At 63.6% G+C, this 16824-nt stretch carries 23 protein-coding genes and 1 pseudogene; 10 read left to right on the top strand and 14 right to left on the bottom strand.

Features of this window, described 5'->3' with window-relative positions; all coding sequences use genetic code 11:
• The first annotated feature begins 133 nt into the window (after positions 1-133).
• Complete coding sequence (gene tgt, locus ABIB66_RS19865) at positions 134-1282, top strand: tRNA guanosine(34) transglycosylase Tgt (RefSeq protein ID WP_354210057.1); 1149 nt, start codon at positions 134-136, stop codon at positions 1280-1282.
• A gap of 33 nt (positions 1283-1315) precedes the next feature.
• Here tgt and ABIB66_RS19860 read toward each other — a convergent pair whose 3' ends face one another.
• Entirely contained in the window at positions 1316-1534 is a 219-nt protein-coding gene (locus tag ABIB66_RS19860) for a hypothetical protein (protein ID WP_275171163.1), read from the bottom strand.
• Between the two features lie 223 nt (positions 1535-1757).
• On the opposite strand from ABIB66_RS19860, the gene cysK reads away from it, so the two are divergent.
• On the top strand, positions 1758-2735 hold the full coding sequence (gene cysK / locus ABIB66_RS19855; RefSeq protein WP_354210056.1) for a cysteine synthase A: 978 nt from the start codon (positions 1758-1760) through the stop codon (positions 2733-2735).
• Positions 2736-2738: 3 nt separating this feature from the next.
• Positions 2739-2981, top strand: coding sequence for a BrnA antitoxin family protein (locus ABIB66_RS19850; RefSeq protein WP_275171161.1), 243 nt, complete (start codon positions 2739-2741; stop codon positions 2979-2981).
• A gap of 75 nt (positions 2982-3056) precedes the next feature.
• On the opposite strand, the gene ABIB66_RS19845 is transcribed toward ABIB66_RS19850, so the two are convergent.
• Both ABIB66_RS19845 and ABIB66_RS19840 read right to left on the bottom strand, forming a co-directional pair.
• Positions 3057-4487 (bottom strand): caspase family protein, encoded by a 1431-nt coding sequence (locus ABIB66_RS19845; protein ID WP_354210055.1) that lies wholly within the window; start codon positions 4485-4487, stop codon positions 3057-3059.
• 203 nt (positions 4488-4690) lie between these two features.
• Positions 4691-5566 (bottom strand): DMT family transporter, encoded by an 876-nt coding sequence (locus tag ABIB66_RS19840; protein WP_354255332.1) that lies wholly within the window; start codon positions 5564-5566, stop codon positions 4691-4693.
• 151 nt (positions 5567-5717) lie between these two features.
• Here ABIB66_RS19840 and ABIB66_RS19835 point away from each other — a divergent pair.
• Positions 5718-6115: pseudogene (locus ABIB66_RS19835) on the top strand (RidA family protein).
• Positions 6116-6167: 52 nt separating this feature from the next.
• Here ABIB66_RS19835 and ABIB66_RS19830 read toward each other — a convergent pair.
• From ABIB66_RS19830 to ABIB66_RS19820, 3 genes are all read right to left on the bottom strand, one after another.
• Positions 6168-6713 (bottom strand): hypothetical protein, encoded by a 546-nt coding sequence (locus tag ABIB66_RS19830; RefSeq protein ID WP_275171158.1) that lies wholly within the window; start codon positions 6711-6713, stop codon positions 6168-6170.
• Complete coding sequence (locus ABIB66_RS19825) at positions 6658-7002, bottom strand: hypothetical protein (protein WP_007610621.1); 345 nt, start codon at positions 7000-7002, stop codon at positions 6658-6660. The genes ABIB66_RS19830 and ABIB66_RS19825 overlap by 56 nt, the downstream gene beginning before the upstream one ends.
• A gap of 212 nt (positions 7003-7214) precedes the next feature.
• Positions 7215-7802, bottom strand: coding sequence for a formyltransferase family protein (locus ABIB66_RS19820; RefSeq protein ID WP_027567035.1), 588 nt, complete (start codon positions 7800-7802; stop codon positions 7215-7217).
• A 117-nt stretch (positions 7803-7919) separates the two neighbouring features.
• Between ABIB66_RS19820 and ABIB66_RS19815 the strand changes: the two genes are divergently transcribed.
• Positions 7920-8273: a hypothetical protein gene (locus tag ABIB66_RS19815; RefSeq protein WP_354255329.1), complete on the top strand. Its 354-nt coding sequence runs from the start codon at positions 7920-7922 to the stop codon at positions 8271-8273.
• A 338-nt stretch (positions 8274-8611) separates the two neighbouring features.
• The gene (locus tag ABIB66_RS19810; protein WP_275171156.1) at positions 8612-8848 is read left to right on the top strand and encodes a hypothetical protein; all 237 of its coding nucleotides are present in this window, start codon (positions 8612-8614) and stop codon (positions 8846-8848) included.
• Between the two features lie 3 nt (positions 8849-8851).
• On the opposite strand, the gene ABIB66_RS19805 is transcribed toward ABIB66_RS19810, so the two are convergent.
• The 4 genes from ABIB66_RS19805 to ABIB66_RS19790 all read right to left on the bottom strand — a co-directional run bounded on the left by ABIB66_RS19805 (position 8852) and on the right by ABIB66_RS19790 (position 12013).
• Entirely contained in the window at positions 8852-9154 is a 303-nt protein-coding gene (locus ABIB66_RS19805; RefSeq protein WP_027518070.1) for a hypothetical protein, read from the bottom strand.
• Positions 9155-9246: 92 nt separating this feature from the next.
• Positions 9247-11295 carry an acetoacetate--CoA ligase gene (locus ABIB66_RS19800; protein WP_354255325.1) on the bottom strand — a complete coding sequence of 683 codons (2049 nt, stop codon included), beginning with the start codon at positions 11293-11295 and terminating at the stop codon, positions 9247-9249.
• Between the two features lie 118 nt (positions 11296-11413).
• Positions 11414-11641, bottom strand: coding sequence for a hypothetical protein (locus tag ABIB66_RS19795; protein WP_275171154.1), 228 nt, complete (start codon positions 11639-11641; stop codon positions 11414-11416).
• 84 nt (positions 11642-11725) lie between these two features.
• Positions 11726-12013, bottom strand: a complete 288-nt coding sequence (locus ABIB66_RS19790; RefSeq protein ID WP_354255322.1) for a hypothetical protein — start codon at positions 12011-12013, stop codon at positions 11726-11728.
• 148 nt (positions 12014-12161) lie between these two features.
• On the opposite strand from ABIB66_RS19790, the gene ABIB66_RS19785 reads away from it, so the two are divergent.
• Both ABIB66_RS19785 and ABIB66_RS19780 read left to right on the top strand, forming a co-directional pair.
• Positions 12162-13265: an AI-2E family transporter gene (locus ABIB66_RS19785; protein WP_354210052.1), complete on the top strand. Its 1104-nt coding sequence runs from the start codon at positions 12162-12164 to the stop codon at positions 13263-13265.
• Between the two features lie 145 nt (positions 13266-13410).
• The gene (locus tag ABIB66_RS19780) at positions 13411-13797 is read left to right on the top strand and encodes an NUDIX hydrolase (protein ID WP_027518066.1); all 387 of its coding nucleotides are present in this window, start codon (positions 13411-13413) and stop codon (positions 13795-13797) included.
• Between the two features lies 1 nt (position 13798).
• On the opposite strand, the gene ABIB66_RS19775 is transcribed toward ABIB66_RS19780, so the two are convergent.
• From ABIB66_RS19775 to ABIB66_RS19760, 4 genes are all read right to left on the bottom strand, one after another.
• Positions 13799-14089 (bottom strand): Zn-ribbon containing protein, encoded by a 291-nt coding sequence (locus ABIB66_RS19775; protein ID WP_275171151.1) that lies wholly within the window; start codon positions 14087-14089, stop codon positions 13799-13801.
• A gap of 104 nt (positions 14090-14193) precedes the next feature.
• A complete protein-coding gene (locus ABIB66_RS19770; protein WP_275171150.1) occupies positions 14194-14433 on the bottom strand; it encodes a hypothetical protein in 240 nt (79 codons plus the stop codon).
• A gap of 122 nt (positions 14434-14555) precedes the next feature.
• A complete protein-coding gene (locus ABIB66_RS19765) occupies positions 14556-14798 on the bottom strand; it encodes a hypothetical protein (RefSeq protein ID WP_007610592.1) in 243 nt (80 codons plus the stop codon).
• 321 nt (positions 14799-15119) lie between these two features.
• Positions 15120-15290, bottom strand: coding sequence for a hypothetical protein (locus ABIB66_RS19760; protein WP_018457957.1), 171 nt, complete (start codon positions 15288-15290; stop codon positions 15120-15122).
• 487 nt (positions 15291-15777) lie between these two features.
• On the opposite strand from ABIB66_RS19760, the gene ABIB66_RS19755 reads away from it, so the two are divergent.
• Together ABIB66_RS19755 and ABIB66_RS19750 are read left to right on the top strand one after the other, a co-directional pair.
• Positions 15778-16440: a hypothetical protein gene (locus ABIB66_RS19755; RefSeq protein WP_275171149.1), complete on the top strand. Its 663-nt coding sequence runs from the start codon at positions 15778-15780 to the stop codon at positions 16438-16440.
• 160 nt (positions 16441-16600) lie between these two features.
• On the top strand, positions 16601-16822 hold the full coding sequence (locus ABIB66_RS19750; RefSeq protein WP_354255319.1) for a hypothetical protein: 222 nt from the start codon (positions 16601-16603) through the stop codon (positions 16820-16822).
• The last annotated feature ends 2 nt before the right edge of the window (positions 16823-16824 follow it).

The following is a 16824-nucleotide window of genomic DNA, read 5'->3' as shown; positions in this document are numbered from 1 at the left end:
GTTTAACAAGCGCTGCGGGCGCACAATTCCGTGTCGGATATCAGTGTCCATTGTCCCAGTCTGATGCATCAGCCGGCCGAAGCATCGCCTGAGCGGGTTGATCGGCCTGCTCCGACACGCAATAAGCACCGTCATGAATCGTCCTGACACCGGTCTGCCCAATCATTTCGAACTGCTCGCCACTGATGGCGCCGCGCGCACCGGGCGCCTGACCACGCCGCACGGCGTGGTGCGCACGCCTGCCTTCATGCCGGTCGGTACCGCCGGCGCGATGAAGGGCATGCACTGGCGCGAGGTCCATGAGGCCGGTGCCGACATCGTGCTCGGCAACACCTATCATCTGATGCTGCGTCCCGGCGCCGAGCGGATCGCAGCACTTGGCGGCTTGCAGACATTCACCGGCTGGAACGGGCCGATGCTGACGGATTCCGGCGGCTTCCAGGTGATGTCGCTGGCGGATTTACGCAAGGTCAGCGAGCAGGCCGTGACGTTCCGTTCGCATATCGACGGCGCCAAGGTCGAGCTGTCGCCGGAGCGTTCGATCGAGGTGCAGCGTTTGCTCGGCTCCGACATCGCGATGCAAATGGACGAATGCGTGCGACTGCCCGCCGAGCGCGCCGACATCGACCGCGCGATGCAATTGTCGCTGCGCTGGGCCGAGCGAAGCAAGCGCGCCTTCGAGAGCGCGCCCGAAGGCTACATGCTGTTCGGCATCGTGCAGGGCGGCGACATCCCCCAGCTTCGCCATGCCAGCGCGCAAGGCCTCATCGAGATCGGTTTCCATGGTTATGCCATTGGCGGCCTCGCCGTCGGTGAGCCGCAGGCCGTGATGCTGGCGATGATCGACGAGACAGCGCCGCTGCTGCCCAGAGAGCGGCCGCGCTATCTGATGGGCGTCGGCACGCCGGACGACATCCTCGAGGCCGTCAAGCGCGGCATCGACATGTTCGATTGCGTGATGCCGACGCGCAATGGGCGGCATGGCGTTGCCTTCACACGCTTCGGCCAGGTGAATCTGCGCAACGCGCGCCACGCCGACGATCCCCGTCCGCTCGACGAAGAGAGCTCCTGGCCGTCGGCGCGCAGCTACGCGCGCGCCTATTTGCATCATCTCGTCAAGGCGGGCGAGACGCTGGGCGCGATGCTGCTGTCCGAGATCAATATCGCGTACTACCAGTTCCTGATGCAGGGCATCAGGGACGCGGTCGCACAGGGCACGTTCGAGGCGTTCTATCGGCGTACGCGCGAAGACTGGGCGAGGGGCGACATCGCCCCGCGCTAGGTCAATTCCGCAAGGTCGGATGAAGAGGAAACGTCAGTTGCAGACGATCCGCTGCTTGACGGCGTGCTTGGTCACGAAGCCGTAGCCGCAATTGTCGCAGGTCCAGAGATAGCTGATGAGGTGTTCCGACACATACGCAGAACCTTCGGCGGCGACCATGGAGTCGGCGCAGACGGGACAGGTGGGCAACTCACTGCACCGCGGAGCGCGGTTCGATGCGGCGGTCGACAACACTTCAGCGACTGCTGACATCGTGGTGACCTCTCAGCTTTGAGACCTAAGTCTAACATAAGCAGAATCAGTTGACGAGGTCGCAACACAAATGCGTTGGTTTTCTGATAATTGCAGCTCACGCGATTTTGCGATGCAGCGTATTTAACATGTACCGCAATGCCGCTTGCGTGTCGCCGCAGGCTGTCTGTAACTGCGCAAGAGCTGCAACAGAAGCGCAAATCGTCGCCACAGGGAGTTGATCATGGACGCATCGTCCACCACGGGTGCAGCGCACCAGCCCGGCCGCGGCCGGATCTACGACTCGATCGTCGATGCTTTTGGCGACACGCCGATCGTGCGCTTGCGCCGGCTGCCGGGCATGCACGGCGTGAACGCGACCATTTTGGCCAAGCTTGAATATTTCAATCCCGCCGCTAGCGTGAAGGATCGCATCGGCGCGGCCATGATCATCGCCATGGAGAAGGCCGGCATCGTCAAGCCCGACACCGTGCTGATCGAACCCACCTCCGGCAATACCGGCATCGCGCTGGCCTTCGTCGCGGCGTCGCGCGGCTATCGGCTCAAGCTGGTCATGCCGGAGTCGATGTCGATCGAACGCCGCAAGATGCTGGCTTTTCTGGGCGCGGAGCTGGTGCTGACACCGGCCGCGCAAGGCATGAAGGGCGCGATCGCGACGGCCGAAGAGCTGTTGAAGACGACGCCGAATTCGGTGATGCCGCAGCAGTTCAAGAATCTCGCCAATCCCGAGGTGCACCGCCGCACCACTGCAGAGGAGATCTGGAACGACACCGGTGGCAACATCGACTTCTTCGTCGCCGGCGTCGGCACCGGCGGCACCATCACCGGCGTCGGCCAGGTGCTGAAGCCGCGCAAGCCCTCGCTGCGCGTGGTCGCGGTCGAGCCCGAGGAAAGTCCGGTGCTGTCGGGCGGCCAGCACACGCCGCACAAGATCCAAGGCATCGGTGCGGGCTTCGTCCCTGACATCCTCGACCGCTCGGTGATCGACGAGATCGTCAAGATCAACTCGACGACCGCAATCGAGACCTCGCGGGCGCTGGCGCGACATGAGGGCATTCCGGGCGGCATCTCCTCGGGTGCCGCGATCGCCGCGGCCCTCGAGATCGGCAAGCGGCCGGAAGCTGCGGGAAAGACCATCCTGGCTATATTGCCGTCGTTCTCCGAGCGGTATCTTTCGACGGCTCTGTTTGAGGGAATTTAGGACATGGCGGATCAACCACCGAGGCGGCCGCGGACGTTGGGCGATGCCAGAACGGAGGCCGAGGCGGCGTTTAAGAAGGTGACGGCCAAGGTCGCCGCGGCGCCGCCAAAGCAGAACGTCACGCCGGGGATCAAGGAGCAGGTCACGCTGCGGATCGACCAGGACGTGCTGGAGCATTTCCAGTCCGACGGCCCCGGCTGGCAGGACCGCATCAACGAGGCGCTGCGCAAGGCCGCGGGGAAGTAGGCGCCAAAGGTTGGGCGACTCGCAACGAAAAAGCCCGGCGCGAGCCGGGCTTTTGTATTTGCGATTGGCCTCGCCTCAGCGGCGGAACATGCCGCCCATCATGCCGCCGACGACACCGCCGACGAAGGCTGCTCCGGCAGGATCGCCGCCGCTGCTGCGATGGGGGGCCGGTGCGGGCGCGCTGCTGGCCGCGGGGGCGGCGGCCCGGCGGGCTGCCTTCTGGCTGTTGTCGCTCGCGGTCGGCGGGCCCGCCACGACCTCCGAAAGCAGAGCCTTGTGCTGGAGCTTGTTCAGGTAACCTGACGCGGGATAGCCGCGCGCCGCCTGCCAGCGCTTGAGCACCGACCGGGTCTCGTCGCCGAACACGCCCGTCTGTTTGTTGTCGAAGCCGAGCCCGCCGAGGCGACGCTGAACGTCGCGGCGCTGGTTCTTGTCGAGGCCGATCTGGTCCTCGGTAAGCTGGCTGGCCTCATCGGTGAAGGTCGCGGGATCGACGCCAGCGGTGAGGGTACGCGTCGCGGTCGAGGGGCCGCTCTTGATGGCCGCGAGGCGTGCCAGCGCCAGCGCCTTGAACTGGCCGTTCGGATAGGCGGAGAGATAGGCGTTGAGCTCTTCCGACTTGTTGCTCTCCTTGACCGAGCGCCAGTATTCGAGCTCGACACCGTCCGAATTGCCGCCCGTCGCCATTGGCACGCTGCCAGCAGCCGTCGGTGCTGCATTGGCGACCTGGGTCGTCGGAGCCTGGTTGAGATAGACCGCGCCGATCAAATTGGTGTGGCCCCAGGGCAGCTGACCCTTGTGGGTCTCCTCATTGACCTGGGCGCGTACCGACGTCATCGCCTGCTGGATCTCGATGCCAGGCTTGGTGATGTTGTCGATGAGCGCACGGGTGAACGGGCTGTTGTTGCCCTCCTGACCGTCGAGCGCGGTCTGGCCCGGGCCGGTGGCGAACGCGATCAGCGTGCCTTCGCCGGATTTCATCTCGGCAAGACCGCTCTGCACGTTGACGCTGCGGGTCGCGGAGTTCGACTTGATCTTGGCGGCGAACGGATTGTCGCGGCAGGCGTCAAGGAAGACCAGCTTGACCTTGGCGTCGCCCATGGTCTGCTCAAGCGTCAGATCGATGTTGATGGCGGCACCGAGCTTGACGTCCATCTCCGATTTGATGTCGGCGTCGACAGGCAGAAGATAGTTGGAGCCGCCGACCGCGATGCCGTGACCGGCATAATAGAACACTGCGACATCGGAGCCCTGCGCCTTGCGGCCGAAGTCCAGCAGCTTCTCAGTCATCTGGTCGCGCGAGAGGTTCGAACCTTCGATCACCTCGAAGCCGACATTGCGCAGCGTTGCCGCCATCGCCTTGGCGTCGATCGGCGGGTTCGGCAATTGTGCGACGTTCTTGTAGGTGCCGTTGCCGACGACGAAAGCAACACGGCGGTCGGCCTTCGCGGCACTGATCGACAGTGCCATGCACATCAGCGACGCAAGGAGGGTGAGAGTGCGCATCTGGAATCCCCAACAGAATCGAATTGCAGGCAGCAACAAATTGGCAACGAACTTACACGAAGTGCCCGACTTGGCGCCACCAAAACGGCAGTTCGTCGCGTTCAACCCGCTGCTGTGTGGCAGAATGTGCACGATGGAATGCCGCTCCAACGTGATCCAAATCACACGGCCACTTGGTTTTGTCGCGCGAGGCGGCGCGAGGTTCAGCGTGCGGGAGCAGGAACCGGCGGAGCTGGTTTTAGATTTAGGAGATTGCCGAACAGGATCAGCGCGGCGCCGACCACCGTCCAGGTGTCAAGCCGCTCCGAATACAGCAGCCAGCCAGCGGTCGCGGTCAATGGAACCCGCAGGAAGTCCATGGGAACAACGATGGTCGCATCCGCATAGCGCATCGCACAGGCGAGGCAGTAGTGCGAAAACGTGCCGCAGACGCCGATCACGCCGACCCATGCCCAGACATAGGCGGAGGGCCACGTCCAGACGAACAGCGTCGGAATGAAGCCTGCGACCGATTGCACCACCAGCATCCAGAACAGGATCGACAGTGCACTTTCGGTGCGGGTCAGCGATTTCACCAGCACCATGGACACACCAAAGCCCATCGCGGCGCCTAGTGCGATGAGTTGACCGGGATTGATTTCGCCGGTGGCGGGTCGGACGATGACGATCACACCGATAAGGCCAAGCGCGATGGCGGCGATCTTCCACGGCGTCATGCGTTCGGAGAGGAGGCTCGCTGCGAGCAGCGCCGTCCAGATTGGCATGGTGAACTCGATTGCCACCACCTGGCCGATCGGGATCAGCGTCAGCGCGAAGAACCAGCCGAGCTGCGCAACATAGTGCACCAAATTGCGCGCGACGTGCTGCGGCAGGCGCGATGTCCTGAGCACCTTGAAGCTGCCGGCCCGATAGATGATCGGCGAAAGCAACAGGAAGCCGATCAGTGAACGCACCTCCATGATCTGAAATACATTCAGCTCGCGCGTGGTCTCGCGCCCGGCGACCGCCATGACCAGCATCAGCGACAGCCAGCCCGCCATCCACAGGGCAGCCATCGTTTTGGACGGTGTCGTGTTCATGGGCGGAGGTTTGGGAGGCGAGGGTCCTGAGGGAGGGCCGGTATCGGCGACATCGTCGCCGTTTGCAACGGCCAAATCTGCCGGTGCAGCGATGCATGGCGGCGTGCTAAGGCATCACTGAACAACGAGAAAAATCGGGAGATCTTCGCTCATGCATATCTTGCAGCCGGCCGAGTGGAAAAAACCGCGCGGCTTTTCCCATGGTGTCGTGGTCGAGGGGCCGGGTCGCTGGGTGGTGCTGGCCGGCCAGACCGGCGGCGACGAGACCGGCAATTACGCGCCTGACATGGCCGCGCAGGTCGGAACCACGCTGAAGCGGATCATCACGCTCCTGGCGAGGCCGGCGCCGGCCCCGAGCATATCGTCCGCTTGATCTGGTACCTGACCAGCCGCAGCGAATATGAAACTGCCGGGGCCGGAATTGGCGCGGCCTGGAAGGAAACGCTGGGGCGTAATTTCCCGCCCTCGACCTTGCTCTACGTCGGCGGTCTCGTGGACGACCGGGCCAAGGTCGAGATCGAGGTCACGGCGTTCGTGCCGGGCACATAAAAAATCGACCCGGCGAGATCGCCGGGTCGATTGCATGTCTACTCGTATCGGCTTAGCGCGACAGCGAGATGTTGGCGCCGCGGAACTGGCTGTCGGCGCGCATCGTGACGTTCTGCTTGTTGCCGGACGTCTTCAGCGAGATGTTGGCGTTGAAGCCGGCGGTGGAGGCGAGCAGCTCATAGTTTCCACCGGCGCCACGGCCCGAAAGGGAGCCGCTGATATTGCGGCTGGCCTCGGACCAGCTCCCCGCGATGGCGCTGCCTTCAGCCTTGACGTTGGCGCCGAGGTTGAACTTGTAGGCGTCGCTGGCGCAGGTCAGAGACAACTCCATGGTCGGTCCGATCGGAGCGTATTTGGCCCGGCAGCGGATCCGCTCGGTCGAACCGTCATCCAAGGTGACCGTGCCTGAGCCGCTCCAGCTGCCCGCCAGCGGGGCGAACGGGCCCGACTGGGCCTTGCTCTCGGAGTTGGCAATTCCGGCCGCGAACATAACGGCGGCCGCGATCAGCAGCCGCCGGCTTAGTCCACTCGTCACGATTTTTCTATTGGCGCGATGCTTCCCACCGCCCGCTGCACGGTATGCCTGCAGATGCTCCATTCCACTTCCCCGATCCGGCGTTGCCGCTGAGTTGACCGTTGGCATATGCACCATTGATCGAAACTTTCACAAGACCCTCCCGGCCGATGGTGCCGGAAACGTTAGCGCCGGGAGCAGTGATCTTGCCGTCGGCAACCGTCAGCAAGGAGCTTGCGGTCGGCTCGCAAGAACCGCTCTTGGTGACGATGGTGACCTGCCAGTTGCCGTCATAAGGAGTCTGGGCGAAAGCGGGAGCGGCGAGGGTGATAACTGAAGCGGCACAGAACGCCGCAATGCGAGCAAAACGCATAAAATCCGTCCTTGAATCTGTCTGATATGCTGACGCTTATTCGGACAAAATGTGACGGAAATTTGGTGCGGCGCCAAATTGAAAATTGTTCCTGTAGGAACAATGGTTTATTTGGGTTTCCGGCTGCAATTCTCGAAGCAGAATCAACGCCCCTTCACGTTAAGGGTAAACGTCAGGACATCGACTCAGGAAAGGGGCTCAGGAAAGAGGTCTCAGGAAAGACTTGGCGCTGAGGTCGCGAACTGCTCGTCCTGGGTCTTGGACGGTAGCGCCTTGTGGACCTTGGCGTAATCGATCACGTCAGCCAGCAATTTGAGCCCGAGCGGGGCCAGCGCGCGCTCCCACAGCTCCCGGGCCGTCTCGCCCTTCTTGACGAAGCACCACTCCTGGGCGGCGATGGCGCCGGCGTCCATGCGGTCGGCGAGGTGATAGATCGTGCCGCCGGCGATCGGGTCGCCTTCCTTGATGGTCCATTCCACGGCCGCCTTGCCGCGGTGACGCGGCAGCAGCGAAGGATGATAGCCGATCCCGCCCAGCTTCGCCGCCTCGAGCGCGTCCTTGCCGATCCGGGCGTGGCTGTGCGCGGTGACGATCAGATCGGTATCGGGGGCGATCTCGGAGGCCACCACCAGCTTGGGATTGGCCTGAACGACGACCTCGATGCCCGCCGCCTTGGCTGTCGCGGCGAGACGATCCTCGGCGTCGGCCACCACGACCCGCACGATCGAGACACCGTGCTCCCGGAGCATGTTCAGGGTGGTCACGCCGAAATGGCGGGAGCCGACGAGGGTAATGCGCATGAGTGTCCGATCCGTCTCGCAACTGCGTCATCTCCCGATAACACGTCCGGACGTCCTGTCACCACCCGCGCCGGGTTTGCGCCGGTTATCAACAATGCACCGGGCGAGGGGTGCGCGATGAATTCCGCGATTGCGGCGTCGGCCGGTCCGGTGCTTCCATGCGCGCATGGCATCGGCTCGGAGCGAACGCATGCGGAGCGCGTGGCTTGTCCTTCTCGCGGCCCTGGTCGCAACCCTTCCGGCGCGCGCCGGCGGACCACCTTATCCCGCGGTTCCGCCCGAAGTTGGGGTGGCACCCTTCCGACTTGGGACACCTATCGCTGCGCCGAAGGGCCGGTCATCAATTTCTATCACGGCGCCTATTACGGCGAGGAGCCGCCCGCTCTCTATCGCGGCTACGCGTACCGGCCGCATTACCGCTACAGCGCCTACCGCAGGCTGCCGCGCAAATATTTCTGCGTTTCTGACTAGCGTGGCCGCGCCACCACGGTCGGGCGGCAAGTGGAGATAGGCCGGTTCCTGTGTTTCGTTCTTAACAGAGAGATCCAGGATTTGCCGTTAGAAGTTGGACCCACCGGGGCTGGCGACATTTCAACCCGCATCCGTTTTCGAACCCGGATTTGGCCGCTGGCGGGATCGCCAGCGGCTTTTTCATGCACGGCCATCACGAAATCATCCGATGGTAACATGATCTCAACCAGCTTGGCGTATCGACGAATCCGTCGCGGATTTGTATTGCGTACCGCGACACCGAGATTGTCCCGCCGGCGTGGGTGCGCCGTGCGGGCTTTTTCGCCGGGACCGATTTCATGCCGAGCGCGATTGAGCAGATCGTCGACGTCTATGTCCGGCTGAAGAACCGGCGCGGCCTCGACGCGCTGATGATGCACAGACAGCGGCTTGCGGTCGATCTGAAGAGCAGGTCCGGCTACGACTTCAGCCTGCCGATCGGCCAGATCGACGAGGAGATCGCGATCATCGAAGCCGGCCTCAGCCGGCTCAAGTCGGGCGATATCGCCGCGACGGACGACGGCCGGCCAGTTTGAGGCTCAGTCGCGCCGGCCGCCGTCGATGACGGTGAATAACGGCCGTGCCTGGGTCGGCTCGACCAGCAATTCCTCCACCAGCGCGGTCGCCGCATCGACATATTTGCGCGTCGGCTTGTCGAGGGGACGCGTGGCCTCGTCGTCGAGCGCGACCTTTGCGGCCTCGACCAGCTTGCGCATTCGCGCCGCATGGTCATCGCCCGCCGTCAGCGTCGCGCGGGCCAGCGAGCGCAGCACGAACAGCTCGCCCTCGAGGCGGAGCAGACGGTCGTTGAGCCTGGTGAGGACGGCGTTGAGGTCGGCCATGGCGCGCGTTCGTTGCGGAAGATCCATCCTGCTCTAGCGGCGATCGGTGAACGGAGTCCAAACGGCTTCGGCGCAATTGGGGCGATCTCCCCTCAAGTCTCGGTCCGCGCCAGATAGTCGCGTGCGAAGGCGAGGTACCAGTCGAGGCAGGCGGGATTGGCCATCGCCTCCCGGTTGATGACCTTCTCGACCGGCTGGCCGAGCAGCAGCTTCTTGATCGGCAGCTCCTGCTTCTTGCCCGAGAGCGTGCGCGGAATTTCGGCGACCGCAAAAATCTCGTTGGGCAGGAAACGGCGGGAGAGGCCGGCCTCGACCGCCTTGTTGATTTTCGCCTGCATCGCGCCATCGAAAGCGACGCCGTCGCGCAGCACCACGAACAGCGGCATGTAGCTGTCACGGCCGAGATATTCGAGATCGACGACGAGGGAATCCAGCACCTCCGGCAAGGCCTCGATCGCGGAGTAGAGTTCGCTGGTGCCCATGCGCAGGCCGTGGCGGTTGATGGTGGCATCGCTGCGGCCATAGATGATGCAGGAGCCGTCCGGGTCGACTTTGAGCCAGTCGCCGTGCCGCCACACCGGCCCGCGGCCGCTGCCGTCGAAATTGTCCGGATAGGTCTCGAAATAGCTCGCGCGATAGCGCGCATCGCCCTCGTCGTTCCAGAAATAGAGCGGCATCGACGGCATCGGCTCGGTGCAAACGAGCTCGCCGACCTCGCCGATGACGGCGCGGCCCCGTTCGTCGAAGGCTTCCACGGCGGCACCCAGCAGACGGCACTGCATCGCGCCGGGCGTCTGCGGCAGTTCGCGATCGCCGCCAATGAAGGCGCCGGCGAAATCCGTGTCGCCGGAGATGTTGGCCCACCAGATATCAGCCTGCGCCTTGCTGCCGTTGCTCTTCGCGAGCGCCGCGAAGCGGTTGTTGAACCAGGCTTGCGTGTCGGCGCTCAGCGGAGAGCCGGTCGAGCCGAGACAACGAAGCTGTGAGAGATCGCCGGCGGCTGCGAGATTGATCTCGGCCTTGGCGCAGTTGGCGAAGAACGCCGCGCCCGCACCGAAGAAGGTCGCTTTCGATTGCGCGACGAAGCGCCACAGCGTGGTCCAGTCCGGCTTGTCCCTGGTGCCGCCGGGGCTGCCATCGAAGATGCAGCAGGTGGTGCCGCTGAGCAGGCCGCCGACCTGACTGTTCCACATGATCCAGCCGGTCGAAGAGTACCAGTGATAGCGCTCGCCGAACGAGTTCTCGTGGTAGGAGCAGCCGAGATCATTGTGCAATCCCAGCAGTGCCAGCACCACGATGACGATGCCGCCATGGCCGTGCACGATCGGCTTCGGCAGGCCGGTGGTGCCGCTGGAATAGACGATCCAGAGCGGATGATCGAACGGCAGCCACGCTGGCTCGAACGCGTCGATCGCGGCGCCCGTTGCTGCGACGATGTCGGAGAGCAGGGCGTCCGCCGCTGCGGGCGCGGCGGCCTCGCTGTGCAGGATGACGTGTTCGACCGTCGGCAGCGATCGCCGCAGTTCGGCGAGGACATCCTTGCGATCGTGCCGGCGGCCGGCATAAGTGATGGCGTCGCAGGCGATCAGCGCTTTCGGTTCGATCTGCTTGAAGCGGTCGATCACGGCTGGCGCGGCCATGTCGGGCGCGCACACGCTCCAGACCGCGCCGATGCTGGCGCTCGCCAGGAACGCGATGATGGTCTCGGGGATGTTGGGCAGATAGGCGGCGATGCGGTCGCCGGGCTTGATGCCTTTTTCTTTCAGATGCAGTGCGAGGGCAGCCGCCTTGCGCCGCAGCTCCGGCCAGCTCGTCTCGCAAAGTCTGCCGTCCTCGCCGCAGCTGACGATCGCGGGCAAGCCGGCGGCGTCGGCCGCGTCTACATGGCGGAACACCTGCCGGGCATAGTTGACCTGGGCGCCGGGAAACCAGACCGCGCCGGGCATCTTGCGCTCGGTGATCACGGCCGCGAACGGCGTTGGCGATTGCAGATCGTAATAGTCCCAGATGCTACGCCAGAAGCCGTCGAGATCGCGCACCGACCATTGCCGCATGTCCTCGTAGCTGGCGAAGGTAAGGCCGCGGTGTTCGGCGAGCCAGGTGCGGTAAAGGGCAATCTGGGGAACGAAAGCTGCGGTCATTGCGTATCGACTTCAGTTGCGGGGCGGGGAGTGTAACCGGTGCCGCAAAGTAGCAGAAGCCGCAGTTCGGGCAGGCAGCGTTGACGGGAGTAGCGGGTCTGGGTCCGCCGGAAGCAGCCTACCAGCCCGCGCCGGCCCAGCGCCTTCCGAACACGGGTGGCTTGGTCTTCACCGCTTCCCAACCGAAGAAATGGTGCTTGCCGGACCAGGTGTGCACCACACCGCTGCAGATGCTGCACTTGAAGCTGCCGGAATGTGCTTCGGCGTGCTCCTCCCTTGTCGCGGTGTAGTTCATGCCGCAACCCGCGCAGGTGAATTCTTCGATCGTCCAGATGGTATTGGCCATTGCACCAAAAGTGGTTTGGGGGACCTCGAAGGAAGCGTAGATGCCCGCCTTTGCAACGGCGTAAACCGGTCGGCCGAAATCCGGTTAATCGTCGTTAGCCAAGCCGGCCGTCGGTTGCGGGCCTTGCCGGCGCTCAATGCGCGGCGCCACCGCATCGCCGGGCCGGATGCTCCGCATGTCCCGGTCGATGCGCATCTGTACGCGCCTGATGGCGAGCAAGGGCAGCCTGCCTTGCACGCGCCCGGAGCGGGCCCTGTCGCCGACGGCATAGGCGTAGCGCCAATAGCCCGGTGCGGCGTTTGGCTTCAGTGAAAAGTGGATGCCGCGGTGAATTCCCGCATGTGCGCCAGGCTCTCTGGGACGGCGTGCCATCGTCTCGGAATGCAGAATGGCCCGATGCGTTCCTAATCGCCGGGCTCGGGCCGGCCCCGTCGTCTTGACGCCGGGTGCGCAGCTGGCAATAACGCTGGGCCGCGCAAGTGCCGGAACCCGCGTCGATGCCGCAAGGAAAGCCGTGCCCGTGAAAAGTCTGCGTCAGCTCCTGACCGGCGAGGACATCATCCAGCTCGTGATCCGCGTCGGCCTGCTCGGCCTGCTGATCATCTGGACTTTCCTCATCATCCGCCCCTTCGTGCCGATCCTTGCCTGGAGCGGCGTGCTCGCTGTCGCGTTCTACCCGGCCTTCAGCTGGGTCGCCAAAATCCTCGGCGGCCGGCCCAAGACCGCGGCGGCGATCCTGACCCTGATCACGCTCGGCATCGTCATCGGTCCTGCGACCTGGCTCGGCATCAGCGCAGTGGATGGCGTGCGCGAGCTGGCGCACCAGCTCGGCACCGGCGACCTCGCGCTTCAGTCGGCGCCGGAGCAGCTCAAGTCGTGGCCGCTCGTTGGACCCTGGCTATTCGACCTCTGGGAGCAGGCCTACAACAACATCCGCGCGGTGCTGCGCGAGGTGGCGCCGTATCTTCAGCCGTTGGCGGGACCATTGCTTGGGCTCGCGGGAGACGCCGGCGTCGGCACGCTCCAGTTCCTGGTCTCGGTGTTCGTGGCCGGCTTCCTGTTTCCGCACGGGCCCAGGCTGGTCGCGGCCGGCCGCGGCTTCCTGTTTCGCATCGTGCCCGAACAAACCGAGCATTTCCTGGGGCTCGCGGGCGCGACCATCCGCGCCGTGGCGCAAGGCGTGATCGGCGTCGCGATCGTGCAGGCACTGCTCGCCGGCATCGGCTTCAAGCTTGCCGCGGTGCCGAGCGCAGGCCTGCTCGCCTTCATCGTGCTGCTGCTCTCGATCGTGCAGATCGGCGCCTTCCTGGTGCTGCTGCCGGTGATCATCTGGATCTGGACCGCCAAAGACGTCACCACCGCGCTGCTGCTCACCGTGTTTCTCGTCGTCGTCGGCTTCCTCGACACCATGTTGAAGCCGCTGGTGATGGGGCGCGGCCTGACCACGCCCACCATCGTCATCTTCGTCGGCGTGATCGGCGGCACGCTCGCCCACGGCATCGTCGGCCTGTTCATCGGCCCGATCATCCTGTCGGTGGCCTGGGAAATGATGATGGCCTGGATCAGGACGGAGGACCGGGCTGAGGCGGGGTCGATGACGGGGACAGCGGCGGGCGAGGGCTGATCGGGCGCCTCGAACGGCGGGATCGGCCTGCCGGGTCCAATCAGACCTGATGGCCTTGCCCCGTGTGATCAAGATCCATCCCGAACTTGTCTATCCGACTAGACAAGTTACCATGGGCTCGATTCTTTTTTCGATTACGGCGGACATGGCGAAGTCTTCCAAACTGGTTGCCGCCAAGCGCGGCAAGGTATTGTTGGTCAGACGCCGGTCGGACGGCCTGTGGATGTTCCCGGGCGGCCGCAAGCGCGCGCGCGAGTCGGACAAGGACTGCCTGCGGCGGGAGATCAAGGAGGAGCTGCCCAAGCTGAAGCTCGGCCGGATCAGCCTCTGGAAGGAAGTGACGGCCAGGAACAAGCGCTCCGGCCGCAAGATGAGCGACGCGATCTTCATCGCCAAGGGCGCCAAGGGCAGGCTCGCGATCGGCGACAAGAACGAGATCGATCGCGCCGTCTGGCAGAAGCCGCGCGGCATCCGCCTGACGCCGACCTCGCGCTATATCCGCGACCGCCTGTTTCCGCGGAAGCGCGGGTGAGCTAGGCCTCGTCGTCCTCCGACGAGTGCTGTATCCGTCCGGCGACGGCCCGCGAGAAATTGCTGCGCGCTTGCGGTGCGGACACCCTGGCCATTTCGGTTTCGCGCTGCTCCTTGCGGGCCTTGCGCGCGCGCTTCATGGCCTGCTTGACCTGAGGGTTCGGCGAATCCTCCGCGAAGAACAGCACCACCTCGCAGCTCGGACATTGCCTGGAATAGCCGTCCTGCAACCGTCCCGCGCGGTCGCGGAATACGGTCTTGCAGCGCGTGCACTGAATCTGGACGAAACTCATGCGCGGTCGATCGACAATGACTGATGGAAATGGATCGTCAGGTGACCCCAATTGTCTGAAGAAAGCTTGAACGCGTCGGCGACTTCATGCCGCTCGATCGGCCGCTATTGCTTGGCCGCTATCGTGTCCAGGCAATGGTTGAGAAAGACGGTGCGATCCCTGGGCAGCACCTTCTCGAGATCCGCCTTCAGCGCGCATTCGCGCTGCCGCATCTGCTCGGCCCGCCGCTTCTCGGCTGCCTCGCGATATTCGGGAGCAACCTTGTTGGGATCGACGAGGGCCTGCGAGCGGGCGGGAGCCGTCACGGCGAGTGCAATGGCGGTGATGATAATGAACTGTTTCAAATGAGCCTCCGTAAAAGGCTCATCCTAGCGCTCGGTCCGCGAGGGCTCAAACGGCAAATTCGCCGTGTCGACCGGCAGCGAAGTTGAATTCATCTACCTGAAGTTGGAACTAGGGAGGTCCGTCACTTCGGGACGTGGTCGATCTTGTGGCCGAGATGCCCGGTGTCGTGATCGCGCCGCAACTGGCTCAGCGATGTCTCGTTCAACTGATGCAAGACCTCGCTGAGTTCAGTCGTATCCGGATAACCGGCGGCAAAACCCTTGCCGTAGATCTTGCGCAACGTACCGACCAGCGTGTTGCCGTGCTTCTTGCTGATCGCGCCATCCTTGTCGCGGTGGCGATGATCCAGGCCCGTTTCCTTCATGGCTTTCTCCCTGAGCGGCGTCTGCGCGCCTGGAGAGAGCGTGCTCCCAAACGAGTTGATTGGCAACGGCGCGGCGCGCGGCAGTTGAGCGTCTTCAAAGTGTGGAAAGATCGAAGGCCGTGTGAAGCAGTTCACAAGCGATGGTCGGGATCGCTGCTACGAAGGCGTCATTGCTTTACCGATTGATATTTTGAAAACGCCCCAGCGCTCCACCAGGCGCTGGGGTTTTCACGTTGATCACCTCAACCGCCGGAGCGCGCGATGCGCGATCGGTCGGGTGCTTTCCGAATGATGCCGAAGGCTGATGCAGAAGGCGGGCGACTATGCGGCTTGCTCCTCGAACGAGGTGTAGACCTGGCCCCCTGGACCAATCACCTGAACGCCCCAGCACCCGTCGGCGATAAGCTCCTTCGCCTTCTTGAGGGCGGCGGCGAGTGACAGCCGCTTGAGGCTGACGATTCCTGCCGTGTCGAAACCGCTGATTTCAAACATGCCGCTCCTCCCTGTTTTGTCGAATCCTACACTTTTTGAGCGGGTTGTCTCGCGGCTTTTGGGACAGGGATACCGGGCGGATGACCAGGCGCTGGTCAAAACGCGAAAACAACCCCATGCACAGTAGCTAAGTCCTGCTGGCACAACGCTTTCTTTTTGGCACACGGCGGTCCTGCATCCGGCGGAGATGCCGTTTGACGCGTCGGGCAAAACAGGGGTAACTTGCCAACTTCGGAAAATCCGCTTTGGACCGAGACGGCGTCCCGGGATCGGAGGAGCACTTGCACCGGCATGCGAGTCATGTCCGTCGCACGGACCCCGTAGTCGGCCGGGGTGGCGGAGTCTGCGGCAGGCCGCGGCCGCTAACTTGGAATTAAGCTGAAAAGCTCACAATTTTAGACAGTTGTAGATGGGTGCTGCGTAAGGGAGCCGTCGCGAGGACGTTCCGGCGACGGCTTCCTGTTGCTCGCTCATTGGGGTCAATGCCATGACCACGACTTTCGAAAGCCAAGGCCTTGTCGAACAGCTCGACCCTGCAGCACTTGCTGCGGCCATCGCGGCCCACGAACCCGAAATCTTGGACGCTCCAGAACCGATCAAGCGGTCCAGCCGGACGTCGATCATGGCGCTGTCGGTGTGTGCCCTGGCCATCAACGGCGCGGCGGCGATCTACACATGGCCGTCCGGCTTGCCATCGCTGAATCTGAGCAGCCTGGCTGATCTGCTTCCGCGGCAAGAAGCTTCGGCGCCAAAGCCGGATCCGGTTGTCGCTGCCTTGAAGGATATTCAGTCGACCCAGCAGCAACACACGGCTTCGCTGCAGGAGAGCAATCAGGCATTGCAACAAAACGCGGCTGTGCTGCAGGCGGATTCGATGGTGCTGCTTTCGCTGCGACAGAGCATCACGGACGAACGGGTCGATGTGAGGAAGGTATCTTCGCAGCTGTCCACGCTGATTGCGAAGATCGACTCGCTGCAAAATGCCATGATGTCGGACGTCACGTCCTCCGTTCGAAGAGCGCATGCTCGCTACGGACTGTCCGCAGCGATCCGCAAACGGATCGCCCGGCAGCCGAAATATATAGGGCCGGTTTCGGTGGGGGGTGCGCCGCTGAGTGTGCCTGCTCCAGTTTCGGCCCCGGAGAGCTGAAGTCAGATCGAGCAAATCACCTTCTCGGCCTCTGGGGTGTCCCTGAGGCCGCTTTTTTTGTGATATCCGGCGGTCCGCGCGCGCGGGTCTTAACCTAGCTTTAAGAAACTGTTGGACGGCGGTGCTATGTTGGATACAACAAAGCCTGTGTCAGCGTCAGTTGCGTCCGAAGGTCATGATTACGTACAAGCAGTACCATATCGAACGGTTTGAGCACGAGCCCAAGCGCTGGGTTGCTCGCATCACGCGGACAGACGGCCAGAACATCCGCACCATTCTGCCAGCAACTGAGCTCCCCTACCTCGAGACGAAGCCGACAGCGTCCGCCGCGGAAGCTGAGGCGCTTGCCAAGGAAGGCATCGATTTCGGCGGCGTGGTGTAGTC

This window comes from Bradyrhizobium sp. F1.13.3 (assembly GCF_040548265.1).
Lineage (GTDB): Bacteria > Pseudomonadota > Alphaproteobacteria > Rhizobiales > Xanthobacteraceae > Bradyrhizobium.
The sequence above is the reverse complement of the archived record's forward strand: the minus strand, read 5'-3'. Positions and strand labels throughout refer to the sequence as shown.